We start from the raw sequence: 21,441 nt of genomic DNA on the forward strand, positions 1-21,441 counted from the left end.
GTTTGCAACGCAACGGACTGCTAAGAGCCCGCCAATAAGGCCGGGTCTCGGTGGAGTCCGGTAGCGCGCCAGCGCATCAGCGGACCAGAACGGAGCCTGCCGGATGAAGACTGCCATCAAGCTCGTGGCGGGCAATTCAAACCGCGCCCTCGCCGAAGCCATCGGCGCCTATCTGGAGGTGCCGCTCGCCAAGGCGCAGGTCCGGCGTTTCGCCGACATGGAGGTCTTCGTCGAGATCCAGGAGAACGTCCGCGGCCAGGACGTCTACGTGATCCAATCGACGTCGTTTCCGGCGAACGACCATCTGATGGAGCTCCTGATCATCTCGGATGCGCTGCGCCGCGCGTCGGCCCGGCGCATCACAGCCGTGCTGCCCTATTTCGGATACGCCCGGCAGGACCGCAAGGCGGGGCCGCGCACGCCGATCTCGGCCAAGCTGGTCGCCAACCTGATCACGCAGGCGGGCGTCGACCGCGTGCTGACGATCGACCTGCACGCCGGCCAGATCCAGGGTTTCTTCGACATCCCGACCGACAACCTCTTCTCCGCGCCTGTGATGGTGCGTGACGTGAAGGAGCGGCTCGACCTCAGCAACGTCATGGTGGTGTCGCCCGACGTCGGCGGCGTGGTGCGCGCCCGCGCGCTGGCCAAGCGCATCGACGCGCCGCTGGCGATCGTCGACAAGCGCCGCGAGCGGGCTGGCGAGAGCGAGGTTATGAACATCATCGGCGACGTCACCGGCCGGAGCTGCATCCTGGTGGACGACATCGTCGATTCTGGCGGCACGCTCTGCAACGCCGCCGACGCGCTGCTGGCCCATGGCGCCAAGGAAGTCTACGCCTACATCACGCACGGCGTGCTGTCGGGCGGCGCCGTGGCGCGCATCGCGGCCTCAAAGCTGAAGCAGCTCGTTCTGACCGACTCGATCCAGCCGACCGAGGCCGTGAAGGTGGCGCGCAACATCCGGGTCATCTCGGTCGCAAGCCTGCTCGGCGAGGCCATCCAGCGCACCGCGCTCGAGGAGAGCGTGTCGAGCTTGTTCGACTGACGTCTTCAGGCCCGGCCGCCTCCTTCTTTGCGGACGAGGATCACGTCCTGCAAACCCTCGAAATGTGCGTCGCAGGTCAGCAGCCGGGCGCCGCGCTGCAGAGCCGTCGCGTACACGATGGCGTCGGCCGTCGCCAGCTTATGAACGCCGCAAAGTTCGGCGGCCTGTAGCGCAACGGCTGTTTCGAGCGGAACCACGTCGCAGGTCATCGTGTAGGCGATCACCTGGTCGGCCATGTCCTCGCCGCGCTCGCGCGTGAGCCATTTCGCGAGTTCGAGTTGCACCAGGGTTGGCACCAACACGGCGTCGCGAGCCGGCCAATGCTTTTCCAGTGCGGGACGCGCCGGACCATCCACGAGCCAGTCGATCCAGGCCGAGGTGTCGATCACCATCACGTACGATCCGACCGGTCCCGGTAGCCGGCCACGTCGGCGCCACGCGCCACCCCGCGCAAGTCGCCGAGGCTTGGCGCCGGTATGATAAGCACCCCCTTACCTTTGGGGATGAAGACGAATTCCTGGCCTTCGCGCCAGCCTTGGGCGTCGCGGACGCGCTTGGGAATCGAGATCTGGTATTTCGCGCTCAGCGTCGCCGTGGCCATGTCTTACCATTTCGAGATCGATGATGGGCTGGTAAGAATACGTGTTTTCGGGCCAGTTGCCTAGACGTAGGCCCCGCCCAGCCTTGCCGCTCGCGGGCTTTTCCGCTATAGCGCGCACGCGTCCGCCAGACACCCCTGGAGGCACGGACGCGAAAGCTTGGGCCGCCGCAATGCGGCCCTTCGTCATGAAGGATCGATCCAATGTCCACTTCCGTGAAGCAGCTGACGGCTGCCAAGCGCGTTCAGGGCGGCAAGGGGGCCGCGCGCGCCGTTCGTCGTCAGGGCCAGATTCCCGCCGTGATCTACGGTGGCGGCGATGCGCCCGTCTCCATTTCGCTCGACCAGAAGATCGCCAGCCAGCTTATCTTCGCCGGTCACTTCCTGACCACGCAGTTCGACATCGATGTCGATGGCGAGAAGAGCCGCGTGCTGCCGCGCGACTACCAGCTCGACCCGGTCACCGACCGCGTCATGCATGTCGACTTCCTGCGCCTGCGCCAAGGCCAGCAGATCCGCGTCGACGTGCCGGTGCACTTCACGAACGCCGAAGGGTCGCCCGGCCTGAAGCGTGGCGGCACCATGAACGTCGTCCGCCATACGGTCGAGCTGTTCGTTCCGGCCGACAACATCCCGGCCTCGCTCGAAGCCGACCTCAAGGGTCTGGAAATCGGCGACAGCCTGCACATTTCGGCGATCAAGCTGCCGGATAACTGCCGTCCGGTGATCAACGATCGCGACTTCACGGTCGCCACCATCGTGGCTCCGTCCGGCCTCAAGGAGGCTGACGCCGACGACGCCGCCGCTGCCGCCGCGGCAGCCTCGGCCGCCGCCGCCGGCAAGCCCGCAGCCAAGAAGTAAGCGGGCGGCTCCGGCCGTTCCGTTCTGCGGCCGGGCCTTGCGCCCGGCCGTTTTCGTTAGGCGGGCGCGTCCCGCGCGGGTGATCCATGCTGCTCTTCGTCGGCCTCGGCAATCCGGGCTCGCGCTACGCGGGCAACCGGCACAATATCGGCTTCATGGCCTTGGACGCGATCGCGCGCCGCCACAAGGCCGCGCCGTGGCGCCGGCGCTTCCAGGGAGAGGCCACCGAGGCCACGATCGGGGGCGAGCGCGTGGTGCTGTTGAAACCCGAAACCTTCATGAACGAGAGCGGCCGCTCGGTCGGGGAGGCTATGCGCTTCTTCAAGATCGCGCTGAAGGACGTGGTTGTGTTCCACGACGAGCTCGACCTCGCGCCATCCCGGCTGCGCGCCAAGCTCGGCGGCGGCAACGCCGGCCACAACGGCCTGCGCTCCATCACGGCGCTGTGCGGCAATGACTATCGCCGTATCCGCATGGGCATTGGCCACCCGGGCGACAAGGCGCTGGTGCACGCCTATGTGCTGAGCGACTTCGCCAAGAGCGAGCGCGACTGGGTGCAGGACCTCTGCGACGCCTGCGCGGACCACGCCGAGCTGCTGGCCAAGGGCGAGGACCCGGCCTTCCAGAACAAGATCCACCTCGCCATGGAAGGCCGCGGCTGGGGCGACGTGAAGGGGATCAAGGACCGGGATTGAGCCCGCGGCTTGCTTTTCCAGCGCTTCCCACCCACAACGCGGAACACACACGCGACCCCGAACGGACCGGACCACCATGGGCTTCAAATGCGGCATCGTCGGCCTGCCGAACGTCGGCAAGTCGACCCTCTTCAACGCGCTGACGCAAACGGCGGCCGCGCAGGCGGCGAACTACCCGTTCTGCACCATCGAGCCGAATGTAGGCGACGTGGCGGTGCCGGACCCGCGGCTCGACACGCTGGCGGCCATCGCGGGCTCGGCCCAGATCATCCCGACGCGCATCACTTTCGTGGACATCGCCGGCATCGTGCGCGGCGCATCGAAGGGCGAGGGGCTGGGCAACCAGTTCCTGGCCAACATCCGTGAGGTCGACGCCATCGCGCATGTGGTGCGCTGCTTTGAGGACGGCGACATCACCCACGTGGAGGGCAAGGTCGACCCGCTCGCCGACATCGAAACCATCGAGACCGAGCTGATGCTGGCCGATCTCGAGAGCCTGGAAAAGCGCGTCGTCGCGCTGGAGAAGAAGGCGCGGGGCGGCGACAAGGAGAGCAAGGAGCAGCTCGACATCGTGCAGCGCTGCCTGAAGCTGCTGCAGGACGGTAAGCCGGCCCGCCTCGTGGAGCGTCGCGCCGAGGAAGAGCGCGCCTTCGGCATGCTGAACCTGCTCACCGCCAAGCCGGTGCTCTACGTGTGCAATGTCGAGGAAGCCGCCGCCCATGACGGCAACGCCTTTTCGGAGAAGGTCTTCGCACGCGCCAAGGAAGAGGGGGCCGTGGCCGTCGTGGTCTCGGCAAAGATCGAGAGCGAGATCGCGGTGCTCGCCCCCGAGGACATGAAGGAATATCTCGAGGCCGTGGGCCTCGACGAGCCCGGCCTCAACCGCGTGATCCGCGCCGGCTACGACCTCCTGCATCTGCTGACCTACTTCACGGTCGGCCCAAAGGAAGCGCGCGCCTGGACGATCACCAAGGGCACCAAGGCCCCGGCGGCGGCGGGCGTGATCCATACGGATTTCGAGAAGGGCTTCATCCGGGCGGAGACGATCGCGTATCCGGACTACGTCGCCAACAAGGGCGAGGCTGGCGCCCGCGACGCCGGCAAGTTCCGGCTGGAAGGCAAGGAATACGTGGTCGCGGACGGCGACGTGCTGCATTTCCGGTTCGCGAACTGAGCGTTTCGACAGCCGCGCCGATGTTTGGCGCGGAACCCTCTCCCGCGAAGCGGGGGAGGGCAGGGAGGGGGCGGTCGAGCGCCGCTAACTTCTGCGCGTGGCCAGAATTGCGGGCCCCCCTCTGTCGGCCTCGCCGACATCTCCCCCGCTGCGCGGGAGCAAGTTGCGCGGCTCCCTTGCGCCAATGCGGCTTGTGCCGTTAGCCGGGCTCCGGCATTTTCTCCGCCATGCCAGCGGCCCCAAGAGCCCGCCACGGAGGACCGATGCCCCGCCTTTCCTTCGAAAGCTTCGAGCCCGGAGCCGTGACCACCTACGGGTCCTATCCGGTGACCCGCGAGGAGATCATCGCCTTCGCGAGCCAATATGATCCCCAGCCCATGCATCTCGACGAGGCGGCTGCCGCCGGCACGCTGCTGGGCGGGCTCGGTTCCTCGGGTTGGCACAGCTGCTCCATGCTGATGCGCATGCTCTACGACAACGTGTTGGCCGACTCGACCGGCATGGGGGCGGGCGGCATCGACGAGGTGAAGTGGAAGCGGCCGGTGCGGCCGGGCGACGTGCTCAGCGTGCGGCAGACCGTGCTGGACAAGCGACCCTCCAGCCGTGGCGATCGCGGCTATGTGCGGTTCCGGTTCGAGGTGCTCAACCAGGCAGGCGACGTGGTGCTTGAACAGACCAACAGCATCATCTTCGGCGTGAGCCGCCCGGAGGCCGCATGAGCGCCGTAACCGTGCAGCCCGTTTGGCTGGAAGACCTCGTGATCGGCCAGCGCGAGGCGCTTGGGTCGCACATTTTCACGGCCGAGGAGATCAAGACCTTCGCGGCGGCCTATGATCCGCAGCCCTTCCACATGGACGAGGAAGCCGCCAAGGCCAGCCATTTCGGCGGGCTTTGCGCTTCGGGCTGGCAGACGGTGGGCATCTGGATGCGCCTGCGCATTGCGGCGCAGAAGCGGATCAACGACGCGTTGCAGGCGGCCGGGTTGCCGATTCCGGGCTTTGGGCCGTCACCCGGCTTTCGCGAGTTGAAGTGGCTGAAGCCGGTCTATGCGGGGGACACCATCGCGTACGACTCGACGCTGCTGGAAGCGCGCCCAACGGCGTCTCGGCCCGGATGGGGGCTCGTGCAGCACCTGAACGGCGGAACCAACCAGAATGGCGAGCGCGTGATGGAATTCGTCGGCATCGCGTTCTGGGAGCGGCGGCCTGAACGCTGAAGCTTCAGGATCGACCCATCGTCCGCCCGCCGCTGTTGAAGAGCAGGGCAGACAGCGCCTCTCGGTAGCGGGCGGCGGCCGCCTGCAGGCGCTCCTGCTCTTCCGGCCAGCCCGCATGGGCGCTGGCCGCCATGCTCCACCAGCCAAGCTGAAACGCGGCGTAGCAGGGCGTGAGGAAGCGGACGAGGTCGGGCGAAACGTCACGCTCGGCCGCGGCCGCCACCCCCGCTCGGAGCCGATCCACGCCGTCTGGGCTGAGCGCAAACTCCACGCTCGCGCCGGCGACGTCCCAGGCGATGTCCTGGCAACCGACGAGATCATGCGCAATGGCATGGTCTACCGCGTCCGTTTTCAGCACGACGCCGTCGCGGGTCACGATCCACTCATGGGCGTGCAGCCGGTTATCCGTCACCACGGGCCGCACGAGGCGCTGTAGCGCTGCGGCGCCATGACGGTATGACTCCACGGCGCTGTTGGCTTCTGGGCCAAGCGCCTCTATGGCGTTGACCTCCAGCATGTGGGCGAGCTGTTCCAGCGACGCGCCCGCGATCGGCGCCGGAAACCTGCGCGCCCGGAAACCCAGATAGGACGCCAGCCGCCGGCCAAACGCTCCGCTGCCCGCCTCGGCGGGCTGCAGCATGCGGGCGTCGTCGCGCCAGCGCTCCACCAGGAACCCGTGCGCCCAGCCGGCGGGCTCCGGGCAAAAACCCATTTCGGCAAGCGCCCTCGCGCGGGGGAGCGCCGCAGCGCCGAGCGCGTCGACGCCACTGAACTTGGCGAGCCAGAACTGGCCGCGGGCGCGTACGCGATATTTCAGCCGCTCCTGCCAGGCGTTCACGGCGGGCCAGGCGGCAGGCTCCAGATCGTCGCGCCAGCGACCGCCCGAGAGGTCCTCAATCGGCTCCTCGGGCGCGCCCACAACTGTCTCGATCCAGCCTTCGAGTCGATGCTCCGGGCGGGAGGACGCTCGCACGAGGTCGTCGAAGGTCACGCACTGTTTGCGGGCTGCGCGCCACCAATCCCGGCGCTCGGCGGGCGCCGCTGCGCCGGGTTCGTTCGTATGGCTTGGAAACAGGCAGATGCGGCTCGGTTCGACTCCCCGGTCCTCCAGCCACTGCGCCGCTCCCGCGAAGGAGCTGCCGGAGAGGCCCGGGCCTTCGTCGACGATCGCGAAGGGCGCTGTTGGATCTGCCAGCAGGTTCGCGGCTGCGTCCGGCCCCGGCTCGACGGCCCGTTCGAAGGGGTGGCCCTGCGGCCGAAGAGTCAGCGGCGTCCCGGCGCCCGCGCCGGCCGCCACCATGGCGGCGAGCCCCGTGCCGATGCTTCGCAGCCCGATCACGCGCAGGCCCTCGCGGTCTGCCAGCGAGCGGGCGGCGACCCCGAAGGCTTCCGGGTACAGCGCGTAATAGGCATAGCCCTCGCCACGCTTGCACGTCACCTCAGATGGGAGCGCGCCGGCGGAGAGGGGCGGCCACGGTAGGTCAGGCCCGGGCTCGCCCGCGAAACCGGTCTCCCATGAACGGAGCACCTCGTCGGCCATATGGCGCAGATGGCTCATGATGGTCGTCGCAGCCGCGCCGGGCTGGTCGAGCCCGCTCGCCTGCGCCTCGGCGTCTGCGACGCCCTGCGCGAGTTCGGCCGCCGCGATAAAGGCCTGAACGAGTGCGGAGTGGCGGGCCAGCCCGGGCCCGGCCGCGCGGGCCTGCGCCCAGGCGCGCCCGAGCTCGGCCCACTCGGCCGCGGGGGCGACCCGTCGAACCACGTCCCCGTACACCAGCACGCGTTATCTCCGGCAGCCATTGCGGCCTCCAGCGACGCCGCGGTCCGATAACGCGAAAGGGCCACCGCGGTTACGCCGCGACGGCCCTTCGATCGATGTGAGCTGGATAGCTCAGGCCGCCTTGGACTTCGGCTGCACTTCGGCCGAGTAGTCGTCCAGCATGGCGCGCGAGATCGCGGCAGGCGTGAAGCGGTAGGGGCCGACCTCGGACACGGGCGTGACTTCCGCGCCGGTGCCGCAGATGAAGCATTCCTCGAAGCCGGCCAGCTCCTCGGGCATGATGCGGCGCTCGATCACCTCGATGCCCCGCCGCTTGGCGAGGTCGATCACGGTGCGACGTGTGATGCCGTCCAGGAAGCAATCGGCGATCGGGGTGTGCAGCGCGCCGCCCTTGGCGAAGAACACGTTGGCGCCGGTGCACTCGGCCACGCGGCCCTGCCAGTCCAGCATTAGGGCGTCGGCGTAGCCCTTCTTCTCGGCCTGGTGCTTGGAGATCGTGCAGATCATGTAGAGGCCCGCCGCCTTGGAGTGGCACGGCGCGGTCTTGGGGTCGGGGCGGCGATACTCGGCGATGTCGAGCCGGATGCCCTTCATCTTCTGCTCGACGTCGAACATGGACGGCCAGTCCCACACGGCGATCGCCACGTGGATGGTGGAGTTCTGGGCCGCAACCGCCATCATCTCGCTGCCGCGCCACGCCACCGGGCGGACATAGCAGCTCTGGAAGCCGTTCTTGGCCACCACCTGCGCCTTGGCGGCGTCCAGCTCGGCGACCGAGTACGGAATCGTAAAATCGAGGATCTCGGCCGACCGATGGAACCGCTCGGAATGCTCGGTGGACTTGAAGATCTGGCCGCCATAGGCCCGCTCGCCCTCGAACACCGAGGACGCGTAGTGCAGGCCATGCGAGAGTACGTGCAACTTCGCGTCCGCCCAGGGAATCATCTGGCCATCGAACCAGATGAAACCTTCACGCTGATCGAACGGAATCACGGACATGATCTTTCTCCTTGGATATCGCGGCTCGGCACGGCGACAGCGAAGCATTGATGCGCTTTCGCCCTGCTTGCGGTTCTTTCCTTTCGCCGCGAGGCCTTGACGAGTAACAATCAAGCTGGGATATGTCAACATCACTGACATATCCCCATTCAGGTTGCACGTCACCGATGCAGACAGCCCTCGAAATGCGCAGCAAGCCCGTGGCGGATCATACGCCGGATCGGCCGCTCTACGACCTCATCGAGCTGTTCTTTTTCGCCTACCGCGACTTCGTGGGCGATCCCGACCGGATCCTCGAGCAGTACGGTTTCGGTCGGGCGCACCATCGCGTGCTGCATTTCGTCGACCGCAATCCCGGCCTCACCATCGCGGCGCTGCTGGACATTCTGCGCATCACGAAGCAGAGCCTCAACCGCGTGCTGAAGGAGCTGCTGGAGAAGGGCTATGTGGAGCAGCGCGCCGGCCTCACAGATCGCCGCCAGCGCCTGCTGTACCCGACGCCGCGGGGCAAAGCTCTGGCCGTGGATCTCGCACGGTTGCAGACCCAGCGCATCGCCCGGGCGCTGGAGGAAACGGGCCTGGACGCCGAGGCGGCCGCCAAGCGCTTCCTCGCCGCCATGATCGAGCCGGCCGAGCGGCCCACGGTGGCGCGCCTGTCGCACCACGATGACGAGGACGGCGCATGAGCCGCGGGGCCGCGCCTCCGGCCGACGACGCGCCGCATGTTCTGGTGGTGGACGACGACCGGCGCCTGCGCGACCTGCTGGGCCGGTTCCTGTCCGAGAACGGCTACCGGGTGACCACCGCACAAGACGCCGTCGAGGCGCGCGCCCGCATCGCGAATTTCCTGTTCGACGTCTATGTGCTCGACATCATGATGCCGGGCGAGAACGGCTTCGACCTCGCCCGCTGGATCCGCGAGAGCTCGACCACGCCGATCCTGATGCTGACCGCGCGGGCCGACGCGAAGGACCGTGTGAAAGGGCTCGAGATCGGCGCGGACGATTATCTGCCCAAGCCCTTCGAGCCGCGCGAGTTGCTGCTGCGTCTCAAGAACATCATCCGCCGCCAGGCGCCTGCGACGGCTCCTCCGGCCGCCCCCACGACGCCCGAGGTGGTGCGGTTCGGGCCGTTCACGTTCCGGCTGGACCGGGGCGAACTGCGGCAGGAGGACGAGATCGTCCGCATCACGGATCGCGAACGCGAGATGCTGACAGTGCTCGCCTCGCGCCCCGGCGAGACGGTGCCGCGCGAGGATCTCGCGGGATCCGGCGAGGTCTCCAACGAGCGCACGGTTGACGTGCAGATCAACCGCCTGAGGCGTAAGATCGAGGCTGACCCGGCCAACCCGCTCTTGCTGCAGACGGTGCGCGGCATGGGTTATCGCCTCTTCTTGGACTGACCCGAGCGCCCACTGGTGAAATTGAGCAGCGGCATCCAGAATAGCCCGGTCTTGCGGCCGCCCGCAGCCATCTGGCGCCGTATGGCCCGGTGGGTGGGCAAGCGCATGCCCAAGGGCCTTTTCGCCCGCGCGTTGATCATCATCATCGCCCCGATGGTGATCCTCCAGTCCGTGCTCGCCTACGCGTTCATGGAGCGGCACTGGCAGACCGTGACGCGCCGGCTCTCGGCGGCCGTCACGCAAGACATCGCGGCGCTGATCGACGTCGCCGAGAGCTATCCGCAGGACAAGGACTACGAAACGCTGAGCCGCATTGCGAGCGATCGGCTGGGGCTGGATGTCGAGATGCTGCCGGCCGGCCCGTTGCCGCCGCCCGCGCCCAAGCCGTTCTTTTCCATCCTGGACAGCACGCTCTCGCGCGAGATCCGAACGCAGATCGGCCGGCCCTATTGGATTGACACCGTCGGGCGCTCCAACATCATCGAGGTCCGGATCCAGCTTGAAAAGGGCACGCTGCGCGTCCTGACCCGGCGGTCGCAGGCCTATGCGTCGAACTCGCACATCTTCCTGATGTGGATGCTCGGCACCTCCTTCGTGCTGCTCAGCATCGCGGTGGCGTTCTTGCGCAATCAGATCCGGCCCATCCTGAAGCTCGCGGCCGCGGCCGAGAGCTTCGGCAAGGGGCGGGACACGGACTTCCATCCTCGCGGCGCCCGCGAGGTCCGGCAGGCTGGCCACGCCTTTATCGAAATGCGGCGGCGCATCGAGCGCGCGATGGAGCAGCGCACCGCCATGCTGAATGGCGTCAGCCACGACCTGCGCACCATCCTGACGCGGTTCAAGCTGTCGCTCGCCCTCATGGACGAGGACGCGCCGGAGCTCGACGCCCTCAAGAAGGACGTCGACGAGATGAGCCGCATGCTGGAGGCCTACCTCGCCTTCGCGCGCGGCGACGCCGGCGAGCAATCTTCCCCCACCGACATGGGCGCGCTGCTGGAAGAGCTGAAGGCCGACGCCGAGCGACAGGGCCACGCCACGGACGTGGTGGTGAGCGGCGACCCGGTCGCGACCGTGCGGCCCGACGCCTTCAAGCGCTGCATCGCGAACCTCGTCAACAACGCCGTGCGGCATGGCGACCGCATCGCCATCACGGCGACGCGCGACCCCCGCTGGCTCACCGTCATGGTGGACGACGATGGGCCCGGCGTGCCGGCTGATCAGCGGGACGAGGTGTTCAAGCCCTTCGTGCGGCTCGATGAAGCCCGCAACGTGGATGAGGGCGGCACCGGCCTCGGCTTGGCGATCGCGCGCGACATCGCCCGCTCGCACGGCGGCGACGTCGCGCTCGCGGAGAGCCCGCTGGGCGGCTTGCGGGCCGTCGTGCGGGTGCCGGTCTAGGCGCTCAGATCGCGGCCGCGCCGGCTTCGTCGCCGGGATACTCTTCCTCATCGCGCGGCGCACGGCGACGCTCGCGGAAGTCACGGCCGCTGCGGGCGGCGCGATCGAAGAAGGCCCGGAACGGGGCGGTGACGCGGCACAAGTCGCCGAGCCCCTGGAGGAAGCGGCCGCCGCGGGCGAGCTCCTTGTCGAGGGTCGCCATCGTGCGGGCGAGGCCCGGGTCGTCGTCGTGGAGCCAAGTGTCGAGCACGCGGGCCCAGACCAGCACCGCGCCCTGCACCTTCACGGGGCCGAGCTGGTCGCTGGTGTCGACGCCGGCGGCGGCCAGCATGAAGCGCATGGAGTTGGACGCCAGCTGGTTCATGGCGGCGAGCGACAAGGGATCGCGCCGCATGGCGGGCGAAATCCGCCGCAGGGCCTCGCGGTACGGCGCCATCGCGTCGAGGCGCCGCATCATCACGTCGAACACGCGCTCGCGCGCGCCTTCGCCGTCCAGGTCCTCGCTGGTTCCGTCCAGCACGATCTTGTCGATGCGGCGCGACAAGCCGCCCAGCACCGCGCCCTTGGACGGAAAGGCGTCGCGGAACTCCGACAGGCTCACGCCGGCGCGTTCGGCGATGTGGCGGATCTCGATTTCGTCCCAGTCGCGCTCGGCGGCGAGCGCCATCAGGGCGTCGACGATGCGGTCGCGCGGCGAGCCGCCGGAGGGCGGGGCGCCTGCGGTTCCGGACGTCGTCGCGGCGGCGTCCGCCGTCGCGGTCGGGTCGGTCTTGCGATTGGGCTGCCTGGCCATGGGGCTCTCCGGATCAAGCTGCTGTTCTGGTCACCCCCTCTAGGTAGGGCGCGGGGGCTCGCCGTCCAAGGGACGCAGGCGCGCAGGCGTCAGCCGCTCAGCTCCTCGGCGCGTTTGCGGGCGGCCGCGACGGCGTCGCGCATCAGCGGCTCCAGGCCGTCGCCGGCCATCAGCACGGAGAGCGCCGCCGCCGTGGTGCCGCCCGGAGAGGTGACGTTCTCGCGCAGGGTCGAGGGAGGAAGGTCGGAGCGGTGCAGCAGTTCGCCGGCCCCCTCCACGGTGGCGCGGGCGAGGCGCTCGGCGAGGTCGGGCGGCAGGCCCTGGGCGGCGCCCGCATTGGCGAGGCATTCGACGAGGTAGAACACATAGGCGGGGCCCGAGCCGGAGACGGCCGTGACGGCGTCGATGAGGTCTTCGCTTTCGACCCATTCAACGTGGCCGACACCGCGCAGCAAGGCGTTGGCGACCTCGCGTTGCCGGTCGCTGACCTCGGGGCTGCCCGCGCACCCGGTGACGCCCCGTCCCACCGACGCCGGGAGGTTCGGCATGGCGCGAATGACCGCCTTGGCGGCCGGCAGGCGCGACATCAGGTCGCCGAGCGTCTTGCCGGCCAGAATGGAAATCACGAGCGTGTCGACGCCGGCCAGATGCGCGATCTCGGGCGCCGCCTGCTCGAGCATCTGGGGCTTGATGCCCAGCACCAGCACTTCGGGCGTCTCGACCTGGGAGGCGGGCGGGTTGAGGGTCACGTCGTGCCGCTCGCAGAAGGCGACAAGGCCCATATTGGCGTGCGGGTCGATCACGGTGACGCGGTCGCCCGAGAGGCCGCCACGGAGCCAGCCTTCCAGCATGGCGCCGCCCATCTTGCCGCAACCGACGAGAACAAGGGACGAGGGCAGGGTGGCGGACATGGCGGCGACCTCGGTGCGACCGCCCGACGCAGGCGGCCTACCGTTATCGCCGAAGCGTCGGAGGTCTGTCGAGTGGCCCGGTCGGACCGGCGGTCATTGCGGTCAGGCGTGGCCGACGGTCTCGAACATCGCGCCTTCCATGGCCTCGCGCGGGGATTTGCCCGCCCACAGCACGAACTGGAAGGACTGGTAGTAGCGGTCGCAAGCCTGGGTGGCGACCTTCAGCAGCGTCTCGCACTGGCGGCCGTTCGGCTCGGCGCCGCCGGCCAGCAGCAGCGAGTGGCGGAACATCACCACGTCCTCGCTGGGCCAGAGGTCGAAATGTCCGACCCAGAGCTGCTCGTTGATCAGCGACACGAGTTCGAGCATGTCGGCGCGACGCCGGGGCGGGATCTTGAGATCGAACGCGCAGGCGATGTGCAGCGCCTCCAGCTCGTCCAGCCACGTGAACGCGATCTGGTAATCGCCCCAGGAGCCCGCCACCGCAACCGAGATCTCGTTGACGTCGGCGCGATCGAACGACCAGTCGTGCACGCTCGCGAGTCGCTCCACGATATCGAGCGGATGCTCGTTGCGTTCGACGATCTCGATTTCCATGGCGGACATGCCGTTCCCCGGTTGGGGCGTTTCGACCGCAATAAGAGAGTCTTAGCAACTCTCTGGATTCACGCGGCGAATCACCTCTCGTCTCGACGATACAGCGCGCGAGTCACGCCGCACAACGAGCGAGTTGGACCGTCATGGATTCGGCGCCGCGGCGCAATTCGCGGCGCCTCTCCGTCCACAACCGATGAGCCGGGGAGGCCCGTTTTCAGAGCTCCGCGGCCGCGTCTCCGCTGGCGGCGCCGTCCAGTTTGGCTTCCAGCGCGGCCATGCGGGCAGCCAGCCGCTCGTTCTCGTCCCGGGCCAGGATGGCCATCTCGCGAACGGCCTCGAACTCCTCGCGGGTGACGACGTCCATGTCGCGGATCATGCGCTCGAACTGCGCCTTCACGACGCCCTCGGCCTCGCGGCGCACGCCCTGCGCCATTCCGGCCGCGTCCGTGAACAGGCGAGCCATGTCGTCCAAGATGCGGTTCTGGGCCATGCTGTGCTCCTCTGGCTGGCTCCGCCCCGATGGGCGGCCGCGCGTTGCGGCTCCATAGCACGGGGCCGGACGCGTTGCAGCAGCGCGCCGCCCTTGACCACCCGCCCGCAGGGCCCCATTCAGGCGGCCCGCGGCCATGCCGCGTCCGGAGCCGACGATGCCCCTCTTTGCGATACCGTTTCCGGTGATCGACCCGGTGGTGATCAGCGTCGGCCCGCTGGCGATCCGCTGGTATGCGCTCGCCTATGTGGCCGGGCTGGTTCTCGGCTGGCTCGTCATGCGCAAGCTGTGCGAGACGGACGGCCTCTGGGCGCCGAGCCAGAAACGGCCGAGCGTGACCGATCTGGACGACCTCCTGGTGTACGCGGCGCTCGGCGTCGTGCTCGGCGGGCGCATCGGCCACGTGCTGTTCTACGGGTTCGACTACTATCGCCAGAACCCGCTGGAGATCCTGCAGGTGTGGCGCGGCGGCATGGCGTTTCACGGCGGCTTGATCGGCGTGCTCGTGGCGATCGCGCTGTTCGCCTACCGGCGGGGGTTGTCGACGCTCACGGTGCTGGACCTCTTCGCCGTGGTGGCCCCGATCGGGCTCTTCTTCGGCCGCATGGCCAACTTCATCAACCAGGAGCTCTGGGGACGTCCCACCGACGTGCCCTGGGCGTTCATCTTCCCGCGCGCCGACGACCTGCCGCGGCACCCGAGCCAGATCTATGAAGCCCTTACCGAAGGCGTCCTGCTGCTGATCGTGGTTGGGGTCGTGGCGCGGCGCACGGGCTTCCGCCGGCCCGGGTTGCTCGCCGGCGTGTTCGCCATCGGGTACGCGCTGGCGCGCAGCTTTTGCGAGTTCTTCCGTCAGCCGGATGATAGCGAGGTCATCAATTCGGTGCTGACCATGGGGATGGTGCTCTCCACCCCGATGCTGCTGGCCGGCCTTGCGCTGCTGATCAACGCGCTGCGCCGGCCGGCGCTGGAGCCGGCGGCCCCGTGACGCCGCTCGGCCGCGAGATCGCCGCGCTGGTCGCCTCGGAGGGCCCCGTCAGCGTGGCGCGCTTCATGGCGCTCTGCCTCGGCGACCCGCGCCATGGCTACTACATGACGCGCGACCCGTTCGGGGCGGCGGGCGATTTCGTGACCGCGCCCGAGGTCTCGCAGATGTTCGGCGAGCTGATCGGGCTGTGGTGCGCTGACACCTGGAGCCGCATGGGCGCGCCCGGGGTCGTGCGCCTCGTGGAGCTCGGCCCGGGCCGAGGCACGTTGATCGCCGACGCGGCGCGCGCCGCTCGCGCGTTGCCGCCGTTCCGGGCGGCGCTGGACATCCACCTGGTCGAGATGAGCCCGGCGCTGCGGAACACTCAGCGCGCGACCCTGGAGGCGGGCGGCATAACGGCAACCTGGCACGAACGCGTCGAGACCGTCCCGGAGGCGCCCGCGCTGGTCGTCGCCAACGAATTCTTCGACGCCCTGCCGATCCGGCAATTCGTGCGCGCTCCCGATGGCTGGCGCGAGCGGCTCGTTGGCCTTGGCGAGGGGGGCGGGCTCGCCTTCGGGCTGGCCCCGGAGCCGGCGCCGTCGCTGGCCGGCGTGGCCGGGCCGCTCGGGGCCATTCTGGAGATCGCCGAGGAGGGCGCCGCCGTGATGCGGACGCTGGCAAGCCGCGTCGCGCAACAGGGTGGGGCGGTGCTGGCGATTGACTACGGCCATGCCCGCACCCAAACGGGCGAGACGCTCCAGGCGGTGCGGCGCCACGCCTTCGTGGATGCGCTCTCGGAGCCCGGTGAGGCCGACGTCACCGCCCATGTGGATTTCGCCGCGCTCGGGCGTATCGCCGCGCAGAGCGGGGCGTCCGTTCATGGCCCTGTCACGCAGGGCGCTTTCCTGCGCTCGCTCGGCCTTTCGGCCCGCGCCGAAGCCCTGCGGCGGCACGCCTCGGCCGAGACAGCGGCCGGGATCGACGCGGCCGTGGATCGGTTGGCGGGAGGGGGCGCCGGCATGGGCGAGTTGTTCAAGGTTCTGGCTGTCGCGGATCCACGGCTGGGACCACTCGCCGGATTTGACACCGGGGCGGCGCCGGCCTGAGCCTTGCGCCGTTCGAATCGGAACCTGACCCCCATGATGATCACCGCCCCCGCGCTTGCGTCGCCCGGCATCCGCCACGCCTTCTTCACCCGGCAGGGCGGCGTTTCGGATGGCATCTACACGAGCCTGAATGGCGGCCTCGGATCCGACGACGACAAGGCCGCGCTGGCCGAGAACCGGCGGCGCATGGCGGAGGCGCTGGGCGTCCGGCCGGATAATCTCGTGAACGTGCATCAGGTGCACTCGCCGGACGTGGTGGTGGCGGATGGGCCGTGGCCGGCCGAGCGACCGAAAGCCGACGGGCTCGTCACCAATCGTCCGGGCGTCGCGCTGGCGATCTCGACGGCCGATTGTGGACCCGTGCTCTTCGCCGACCCGGAAGCGCGGGTCGTGGGCGGCTGCCATTCAGGCTGGAAAGGCGCGTTCACGGGCGTGCTGGAGTCGACGCTCGCCCGCATGGAGGAACTGGGCGCGCAGCGTGAGCGCATCACGGCGGTGCTAGGCCCAATGATCTCGGCCGCCGCCTATGAGGTCGGTCCGGAGTTCGTCGCCCGTTTCACGGCGCAGAGCCCCGCCAATTCCCGCTTCTTCGCGCCGAGCGGCAAGCCCGAGCACGCGATGTTCGACCTGCCGGCCTATATCGCGAGCCGCATGGCCGCCGCCGGGGTGGGGCGTTTCGTCGACCTGAAGCTCTGCACCTATGCGGATGAAGAGCGCTTCTTTAGCTACCGCCGCACGACGCATCGCGGCGAGCCTGACTACGGCCGGCTGATTTCGGCGATCGTTCTGGAAGGATGAGCCGAAGCGGTCCCGTCAAGGCCGTGGCGCGCCTCACCCGAAATCGGGGGTGCGCCACCCCAGGTGCTGGCCGGCGTCCACCGCGAGCGTCTGGCCCGTGACGCTGCGGGCGCGGGCGAGATACAGCACCGCTTCGGCGATCTCGGCCGGGTCGACGCCATGTTGGAGCGGCACCCCCGCGATCTCGCGCTCCAGCCCCTTGTCGCCATCATGCACGTTGGCTAGCGTCGGGCCGGGCGCCACGCCGTTCACCCGGATCCGCGGCGCAAGCGCCTGCGCCATCGTGGTGGTGGCGACGTGCAGCGCGGACTTGGTGAGCGAGTAGGAGAAGAAGCTCGGGTTCGGCCGCAGCACCCGCTGGTCCAGCAGGTTCACCACCGAAGGGTCGGCGTCGTGCGGGGCCTGCCTGGCGAAGGCTTCGGCCAGGAAGACCGGGGCGCGCAGGTTGACGGCGAAGTGAACGTCCCAGATCGCCGCTTCGAGCTCGCCAAGCGCGTCGTCGTCGAAACGCGAGGCGCTGTTGACGAGGAGGCTCACGGGCCCGAGCGCCGCATTCGCGGCGGGTATGATGCCCGCGACCTCGGCCAGATCGGCCAGATTGGCCTGCAACACCGCCGCGCGCGCGCCGGCGCCGCCGAGATCGGCCGCGAGCGCGTCCGCTTCCTCGCGGGACCGGCCGCAATGGATGGCGACGTCATATCCGGCTTCCGCCAGCCGGCGCACGATGGCGGCGCCGATGCGCTTGGCCCCGCCGGTGACCAGCGCGACGGGCCTGCTCAAAGGCGACCGTCCTTCCGGGCCTTCACGCGCTGGCGCATCTCGATGTGCTTTGCCACGCGCAGGTAGCGGTAGAAGGCGAAGTTCATGGCCGTCATGAAACCATAGGCTCCCCGCAGGAAATGGCGGCGGCCGAAATAGGCCTTGATGAAGTTGGCCGGAAACTCCAGCACCAGCCTCACCATGCTGATGGTTTCGCCCCGGGCCGCCAGATCATCTACGAGCGCATCCGTGTAGCGGTTCAGCTTGGCCATCTGGTCGCCCAGCGAACGCACCGAGAAATGGTGGATCGTGCCGCGCAGCTTGGCCACCCGGGCGTCAGGGACGAGATCCACGCGGTCATGCACCGGCGATGGATTGTAGGTTCCCTTGGCCTTGCGATAGAGCCGCACCGGCGCGAGCGCATAGGCGAAGCGATGCGGCGCGCCCTCGCCCGGGAAGATCTCGGCGATGCGGATCTTGTAGGCGTCCGCCTCCGGTTCTCCCGTGGCGAAAAGCGCCCGGATCTCTTCGGCGAGATCGGGCGGGACGACCTCGTCGGCGTCGACGTTCAGCATCCAGTCGTGGCGGCACAGCGTCTCGCCGAAACGCTTCTGGAGGCCGTAGCCCTCGAAGGCGTGCTCCACTACGCGCGCGCCGCTGCGGGCCGCCACCGCAAGGGTGTCGTCTGTCGAGCCGCTGTCGATCACGATCACGTCGTCGCTGATCGTCCGCACGGCCTCGATCGTCCGGGCGATGCGGTCGGCCTCGTTTTTCGCGATCACGAAGACGGACAAAGGGGGCTTGGCGGCTGTCATGGCGGTTGGGAGTGCCATGTCCGACGACCTTGAACAAGGCCTCGCCTGGAGGGATCGTGGCGGCGCGGCGGCGGCGCCACAACCGGGCCACATACGTTCAGGAAGTGTTTACGTTAAGGAATGCTTCATGTGTGCTACCGGAGGGTTAATGAAGTACTTCCGCCTTCATCGAATATACACCCTGAAACTCAGCTTCGATTAACATTACCGATCATCAAGTCTATTGCCTTCGTTCAAGCCGGTCGCAACGCCGACCGCGAGCAGAGGATGAGTATGATGTCGGTTTCACGCACGATCGTTCCGGTCGCCATGTTGCTGGCCCTTGCGGCCACCGGCCGCGCGCAGGCCGCGGACCTTCCGAGCCGGCGCGACCCCTATGTGGCCACGGGCTATGCGGCTCCCGTCCCCACCTGGCAGGGCCTTTACGCGGGCGTTCACGCCGGCGGCGGCTTCGGCAAGGCCGGCCCGACCAACACGTCCGGCTTGGTTGCGGGCGGCCAGGTTGGCTACAATCTCCAGATGAACAACTTCGTCGCCGGCGTCGAGGCTGACCTAAGCGCGTCGGGGATCCGCAACAACAGCTACACGGACAAGACGCGTCAGAAGTGGCTCGGCAGCGCCCGCGCCCGTGTCGGCTACGCGGTCGGCAACGTGCTGCCCTACGTCACCGGCGGCGTCGCGATGGCGACCACCGAGATCAAGGGCATCGGCGGCAAGAGCGACGGCACCCATGCGGGCTATGCGGTCGGCGCCGGCGCCGAGATGATGATGAGCCCGAACGTCACGGTGCGCGCCGAATACCTGCACTACGGCCTCGGCGATGCGACCTATCCGTCGCCGCTGCTCGGCCCCGTGAAGGTGGAAAACAGCATCAACGTGATCCGCGCCGGCGCGAACTACAAGTTCTAGCCCTCGCTGGTCGAGACCGCGATCGAGGCCCGGCTCCGCGCCGGGCCTTTTTCGTCGGCGTGCGTCAGGCGTCCAGCACGACCAGGTTCACGGCCTTCGGGCCCTTGCCCTTCTTGTCGGGCTCGATCTCGAACGCGACCTTCTGCCCCTGGTCGAGCGCCGGCAGGCCCGATTGCGACACCGCCGTGACATGGACGAAAATGTCCCGACCCCCGTCGTCCGGCTTGATGAAGCCGTAGCCCTTTTCGGAATTGAAGAATTTCACCACGCCCTGTTGCGTCATCACCGTCAGCTCCCGTGTCGGGCCGGCCTGCGCGCACCGCGCAACGAACCACTCGCGCCCGAGGGAACACGAATCCAGGGTCGAACCGCATTGCCCGAGGTTCGACCCATGGAGCTAGACAGCACTCATCGCCCGCTCAGCACGTATTAACCAAACTGTCCTCGAAACCGCCGCACGGTTCAAGTACACAGCCGTGTTAAACAGTTCTGATGACCTATGGCGAAAGGCGGATTAGTGACCGCTCGTCAGCGAATACGTGATCGTTCGGCCTAATCCATCGGATCAGTGCGCGAGGTCTCGTCCACCAGCCAATCGCAGCGAAACAGACCTGAGCCTTTGCGGGCAAGAACCTGCGTCAGGGCCGGGCCCAGCACCTGCATCTCGTCGAGCAGCGTCCATGGCGGATTGAAGATGACCATGCCGCTGCCGGCCAGCATGTCGCCCGTGCGGGCGATGGGCTCGCGCAAGAGCTCGATGCGGAGGATCTTTGGGACGCCGCTCGCCTGCAGCGCGTCATAGAAAGCGTCGCGCTCGGCCGCGTCCTTCACCGGAAACCAGGCCATGTAGATCCCGGTTCGCCATTTGCTCCACGCTTTCGCGAGCCGGTCCGCCATGCGGTCGAACTCGCCCGGCTCCTCGAACGGCGGGTCGATCAGCACCAGGCCCCGCTTTTCCGGCGGCGGAACGTAGGCGTTCAGCGCCGTCCAGCCATCGAGTTCGATGACCTTGGCGCGCCTGTCCTTACCGACCGACTCCGTGAGACGCCGCACGTCCTCGGGGTGTTTCTCGATGAACACGAGCCGGTCCTGCGCTCTGGCCAGCGCGGCCGCGATCAGGGGCGAGCCCGGATAGGCGGTCTCTCCATGAAAGGCCCGAACCTCTCGGATGGCCTGCAGGTAAGGCTCGATCAGGGGCGCGGCGTCGCCGGCCAGCGGCTTGGCTTCCAGCCGGCCGATCCCGTCCCGCCATTCGCCCGTTTTGCCGGCCTGGACGCCGGCCAGATCGTAACGGCCGATCCCCGCATGGGTGTCGATGACCCGGAATGCGGCGGGCTTTTGGGCGAGGTGGACGAGGATGCGGGCCAGCACGACGTGCTTGAGCACGTCGGCGAAGTTTCCGGCATGGAAGGCGTGGCGGTAATTCATGCCGCCACAAGGGGCATTTCGCGCGCCGGGTCAACAATCGCCGAGCGGGGAGGGCGGGGCGGCCCTCCCCTGAGCGGGCTCAGGCGGCGCGGCGCTCGTGCCGGCCTTCCTTCACCTCCTCGATGATCTTGGCCACGAAGGCGTCGAGATCGTCGGGCTTGCGGCTGGTGATCAGGCCCTTGTCGGTCACGACCTGCTGGTCGACCCAGTTCGCGCCGGCGTTGATCAGGTCCGTCTTCACGGACGGCCAGGACGTCACGGTGCGGCCCTTGGCGACGCCGGCCTCGACCAGCAGCCAGGGACCGTGGCAGACGGCGGCGACGACCTTGCCGGCGTCGAAGAAGGTCTTCACCAACTGCACGGCCTGCGGCTCGAGGCGCAGCTTGTCCGGGTTGATCTGGCCGCCCGGCAGCACGATGGCGTCATAATCGTTGGCGCTGACCTGCGACAGCGGCTTGTCGACCTTCACGCTCTGGCCCCAGTCGGTCTGGTCCCAGCCGCGGATCTCGCCGGGCTTCATGGTCTTCTCGGGTGACGCGACATGCACGGTCGCGCCGGCCGCCTTCAGCTGCTCCAGAGGCTTCATGAGCTCCGACTGCTCGAAGCCGTCGGTGGCGAGGATGAGAATCTTGGCCTGCCCGATATCGGTCATGGCTTGGCTCCGTGTTGGTGATTGGGAGCCGGGCAAACGCAG

Annotated in this window: 26 protein-coding genes; 13 read left to right on the forward strand and 13 right to left on the reverse strand. The window is 68.3% G+C overall.

Translation table 11 applies throughout. The annotated features are described in order from the left end of the window. Positions 1-103: 103 nt before the first annotated feature. Positions 104-1,048 carry a ribose-phosphate pyrophosphokinase gene (locus tag AC1DSZ_RS08245; RefSeq protein WP_188519248.1) on the forward strand — a complete coding sequence of 315 codons (945 nt, stop codon included), beginning with the start codon at positions 104-106 and terminating at the stop codon, positions 1,046-1,048. Positions 1,049-1,053: 5 nt separating this feature from the next. Here AC1DSZ_RS08245 and AC1DSZ_RS08250 read toward each other — a convergent pair whose 3' ends face one another. After that, the gene (locus tag AC1DSZ_RS08250; protein WP_476837900.1) at positions 1,054-1,443 is read right to left on the reverse strand and encodes a PIN domain-containing protein; all 390 of its coding nucleotides are present in this window, start codon (positions 1,441-1,443) and stop codon (positions 1,054-1,056) included. Next, a complete protein-coding gene (locus AC1DSZ_RS08255; RefSeq protein WP_476837901.1) occupies positions 1,440-1,649 on the reverse strand; it encodes an AbrB/MazE/SpoVT family DNA-binding domain-containing protein in 210 nt (69 codons plus the stop codon). The genes AC1DSZ_RS08250 and AC1DSZ_RS08255 overlap by 4 nt, the downstream gene beginning before the upstream one ends. A gap of 201 nt (positions 1,650-1,850) precedes the next feature. Between AC1DSZ_RS08255 and AC1DSZ_RS08260 the strand changes: the two genes are divergently transcribed. The 5 genes from AC1DSZ_RS08260 to AC1DSZ_RS08280 all read left to right on the forward strand — a co-directional run bounded on the left by AC1DSZ_RS08260 (position 1,851) and on the right by AC1DSZ_RS08280 (position 5,592). Further along, complete coding sequence (locus AC1DSZ_RS08260; RefSeq protein ID WP_476837902.1) at positions 1,851-2,507, forward strand: 50S ribosomal protein L25/general stress protein Ctc; 657 nt, start codon at positions 1,851-1,853, stop codon at positions 2,505-2,507. An 86-nt stretch (positions 2,508-2,593) separates the two neighbouring features. Then, on the forward strand, positions 2,594-3,202 hold the full coding sequence (gene pth / locus AC1DSZ_RS08265; protein ID WP_476837903.1) for an aminoacyl-tRNA hydrolase: 609 nt from the start codon (positions 2,594-2,596) through the stop codon (positions 3,200-3,202). A 76-nt stretch (positions 3,203-3,278) separates the two neighbouring features. Beyond that, the gene (gene ychF, locus AC1DSZ_RS08270; protein ID WP_476837904.1) at positions 3,279-4,376 is read left to right on the forward strand and encodes a redox-regulated ATPase YchF; all 1,098 of its coding nucleotides are present in this window, start codon (positions 3,279-3,281) and stop codon (positions 4,374-4,376) included. 263 nt (positions 4,377-4,639) lie between these two features. Then, entirely contained in the window at positions 4,640-5,095 is a 456-nt protein-coding gene (locus AC1DSZ_RS08275) for a MaoC family dehydratase (RefSeq protein WP_476837905.1), read from the forward strand. Next, entirely contained in the window at positions 5,092-5,592 is a 501-nt protein-coding gene (locus tag AC1DSZ_RS08280; RefSeq protein WP_476837906.1) for a MaoC family dehydratase, read from the forward strand. Before AC1DSZ_RS08275 ends, AC1DSZ_RS08280 begins: the two co-directional genes overlap by 4 nt. Before the next feature lie 4 nt (positions 5,593-5,596). Here AC1DSZ_RS08280 and AC1DSZ_RS08285 read toward each other — a convergent pair whose 3' ends face one another. Beyond that, the gene (locus AC1DSZ_RS08285; RefSeq protein ID WP_476837907.1) at positions 5,597-7,372 is read right to left on the reverse strand and encodes a hypothetical protein; all 1,776 of its coding nucleotides are present in this window, start codon (positions 7,370-7,372) and stop codon (positions 5,597-5,599) included. A gap of 111 nt (positions 7,373-7,483) precedes the next feature. Next, complete coding sequence (locus AC1DSZ_RS08290) at positions 7,484-8,371, reverse strand: branched-chain amino acid aminotransferase (protein ID WP_476837908.1); 888 nt, start codon at positions 8,369-8,371, stop codon at positions 7,484-7,486. A 185-nt stretch (positions 8,372-8,556) separates the two neighbouring features. Here AC1DSZ_RS08290 and AC1DSZ_RS08295 point away from each other — a divergent pair, with 185 nt between their 5' ends. The 3 genes from AC1DSZ_RS08295 (at position 8,557) to AC1DSZ_RS08305 (ending at position 11,171) form a co-directional block, all read left to right on the forward strand. Then, a complete protein-coding gene (locus AC1DSZ_RS08295) occupies positions 8,557-9,057 on the forward strand; it encodes a MarR family winged helix-turn-helix transcriptional regulator (RefSeq protein ID WP_244643983.1) in 501 nt (166 codons plus the stop codon). Next, complete coding sequence (locus AC1DSZ_RS08300) at positions 9,054-9,773, forward strand: response regulator (protein WP_476837909.1); 720 nt, start codon at positions 9,054-9,056, stop codon at positions 9,771-9,773. Before AC1DSZ_RS08295 ends, AC1DSZ_RS08300 begins: the two co-directional genes overlap by 4 nt. A gap of 81 nt (positions 9,774-9,854) precedes the next feature. Further along, entirely contained in the window at positions 9,855-11,171 is a 1,317-nt protein-coding gene (locus tag AC1DSZ_RS08305) for an ATP-binding protein (protein ID WP_476838158.1), read from the forward strand. Positions 11,172-11,175: 4 nt separating this feature from the next. On the opposite strand, the gene AC1DSZ_RS08310 is transcribed toward AC1DSZ_RS08305, so the two are convergent. The 4 genes from AC1DSZ_RS08310 to AC1DSZ_RS08325 all read right to left on the reverse strand — a co-directional run bounded on the left by AC1DSZ_RS08310 (position 11,176) and on the right by AC1DSZ_RS08325 (position 13,962). Then, a complete protein-coding gene (locus tag AC1DSZ_RS08310) occupies positions 11,176-11,964 on the reverse strand; it encodes a TetR/AcrR family transcriptional regulator (protein ID WP_476837910.1) in 789 nt (262 codons plus the stop codon). Between the two features lie 89 nt (positions 11,965-12,053). Continuing rightward, on the reverse strand, positions 12,054-12,875 hold the full coding sequence (proC, locus tag AC1DSZ_RS08315) for a pyrroline-5-carboxylate reductase (RefSeq protein WP_476837911.1): 822 nt from the start codon (positions 12,873-12,875) through the stop codon (positions 12,054-12,056). A 102-nt stretch (positions 12,876-12,977) separates the two neighbouring features. Next, positions 12,978-13,481, reverse strand: a complete 504-nt coding sequence (locus tag AC1DSZ_RS08320; protein WP_188519238.1) for a type III secretion system chaperone family protein — start codon at positions 13,479-13,481, stop codon at positions 12,978-12,980. A 205-nt stretch (positions 13,482-13,686) separates the two neighbouring features. Beyond that, positions 13,687-13,962: an accessory factor UbiK family protein gene (locus AC1DSZ_RS08325; protein ID WP_476837912.1), complete on the reverse strand. Its 276-nt coding sequence runs from the start codon at positions 13,960-13,962 to the stop codon at positions 13,687-13,689. Positions 13,963-14,119: 157 nt separating this feature from the next. On the opposite strand from AC1DSZ_RS08325, the gene lgt reads away from it, so the two are divergent. Genes lgt through pgeF form a run of 3 tightly spaced genes read left to right on the forward strand, consistent with a single transcriptional unit; the run spans position 14,120 to position 16,836 of the window. Continuing rightward, a complete protein-coding gene (lgt, locus tag AC1DSZ_RS08330; protein WP_476837913.1) occupies positions 14,120-14,950 on the forward strand; it encodes a prolipoprotein diacylglyceryl transferase in 831 nt (276 codons plus the stop codon). Further along, positions 14,947-16,038: a class I SAM-dependent methyltransferase gene (locus AC1DSZ_RS08335; protein ID WP_476837914.1), complete on the forward strand. Its 1,092-nt coding sequence runs from the start codon at positions 14,947-14,949 to the stop codon at positions 16,036-16,038. Before lgt ends, AC1DSZ_RS08335 begins: the two co-directional genes overlap by 4 nt. Before the next feature lie 33 nt (positions 16,039-16,071). Further along, complete coding sequence (gene pgeF, locus AC1DSZ_RS08340; RefSeq protein WP_476837915.1) at positions 16,072-16,836, forward strand: peptidoglycan editing factor PgeF; 765 nt, start codon at positions 16,072-16,074, stop codon at positions 16,834-16,836. Between the two features lie 33 nt (positions 16,837-16,869). Here the strand turns inward: pgeF and AC1DSZ_RS08345 are convergent, their stop codons facing one another. Beyond that, positions 16,870-17,616, reverse strand: coding sequence for an SDR family oxidoreductase (locus AC1DSZ_RS08345; RefSeq protein ID WP_476837916.1), 747 nt, complete (start codon positions 17,614-17,616; stop codon positions 16,870-16,872). Continuing rightward, positions 17,613-18,428 carry a glycosyltransferase family 2 protein gene (locus AC1DSZ_RS08350; protein WP_476837917.1) on the reverse strand — a complete coding sequence of 272 codons (816 nt, stop codon included), beginning with the start codon at positions 18,426-18,428 and terminating at the stop codon, positions 17,613-17,615. Before AC1DSZ_RS08350 ends, AC1DSZ_RS08345 begins: the two co-directional genes overlap by 4 nt. Before the next feature lie 258 nt (positions 18,429-18,686). On the opposite strand from AC1DSZ_RS08350, the gene AC1DSZ_RS08355 reads away from it, so the two are divergent. Further along, complete coding sequence (locus AC1DSZ_RS08355) at positions 18,687-19,319, forward strand: outer membrane protein (protein WP_188519232.1); 633 nt, start codon at positions 18,687-18,689, stop codon at positions 19,317-19,319. 64 nt (positions 19,320-19,383) lie between these two features. On the opposite strand, the gene AC1DSZ_RS08360 is transcribed toward AC1DSZ_RS08355, so the two are convergent. The 3 genes from AC1DSZ_RS08360 to AC1DSZ_RS08370 form a co-directional block, all read right to left on the reverse strand. Then, a complete protein-coding gene (locus tag AC1DSZ_RS08360; protein ID WP_188519231.1) occupies positions 19,384-19,602 on the reverse strand; it encodes a cold-shock protein in 219 nt (72 codons plus the stop codon). Positions 19,603-19,871: 269 nt separating this feature from the next. Next, the gene (locus AC1DSZ_RS08365; RefSeq protein WP_476837918.1) at positions 19,872-20,747 is read right to left on the reverse strand and encodes a 23S rRNA (adenine(2030)-N(6))-methyltransferase RlmJ; all 876 of its coding nucleotides are present in this window, start codon (positions 20,745-20,747) and stop codon (positions 19,872-19,874) included. Between the two features lie 79 nt (positions 20,748-20,826). Beyond that, complete coding sequence (locus tag AC1DSZ_RS08370; RefSeq protein WP_476837919.1) at positions 20,827-21,399, reverse strand: type 1 glutamine amidotransferase domain-containing protein; 573 nt, start codon at positions 21,397-21,399, stop codon at positions 20,827-20,829. Between the last annotated feature and the right edge of the window lie 42 nt (positions 21,400-21,441).

It is taken from the genome of Alsobacter sp. P4_H11, assembly GCF_056400925.1.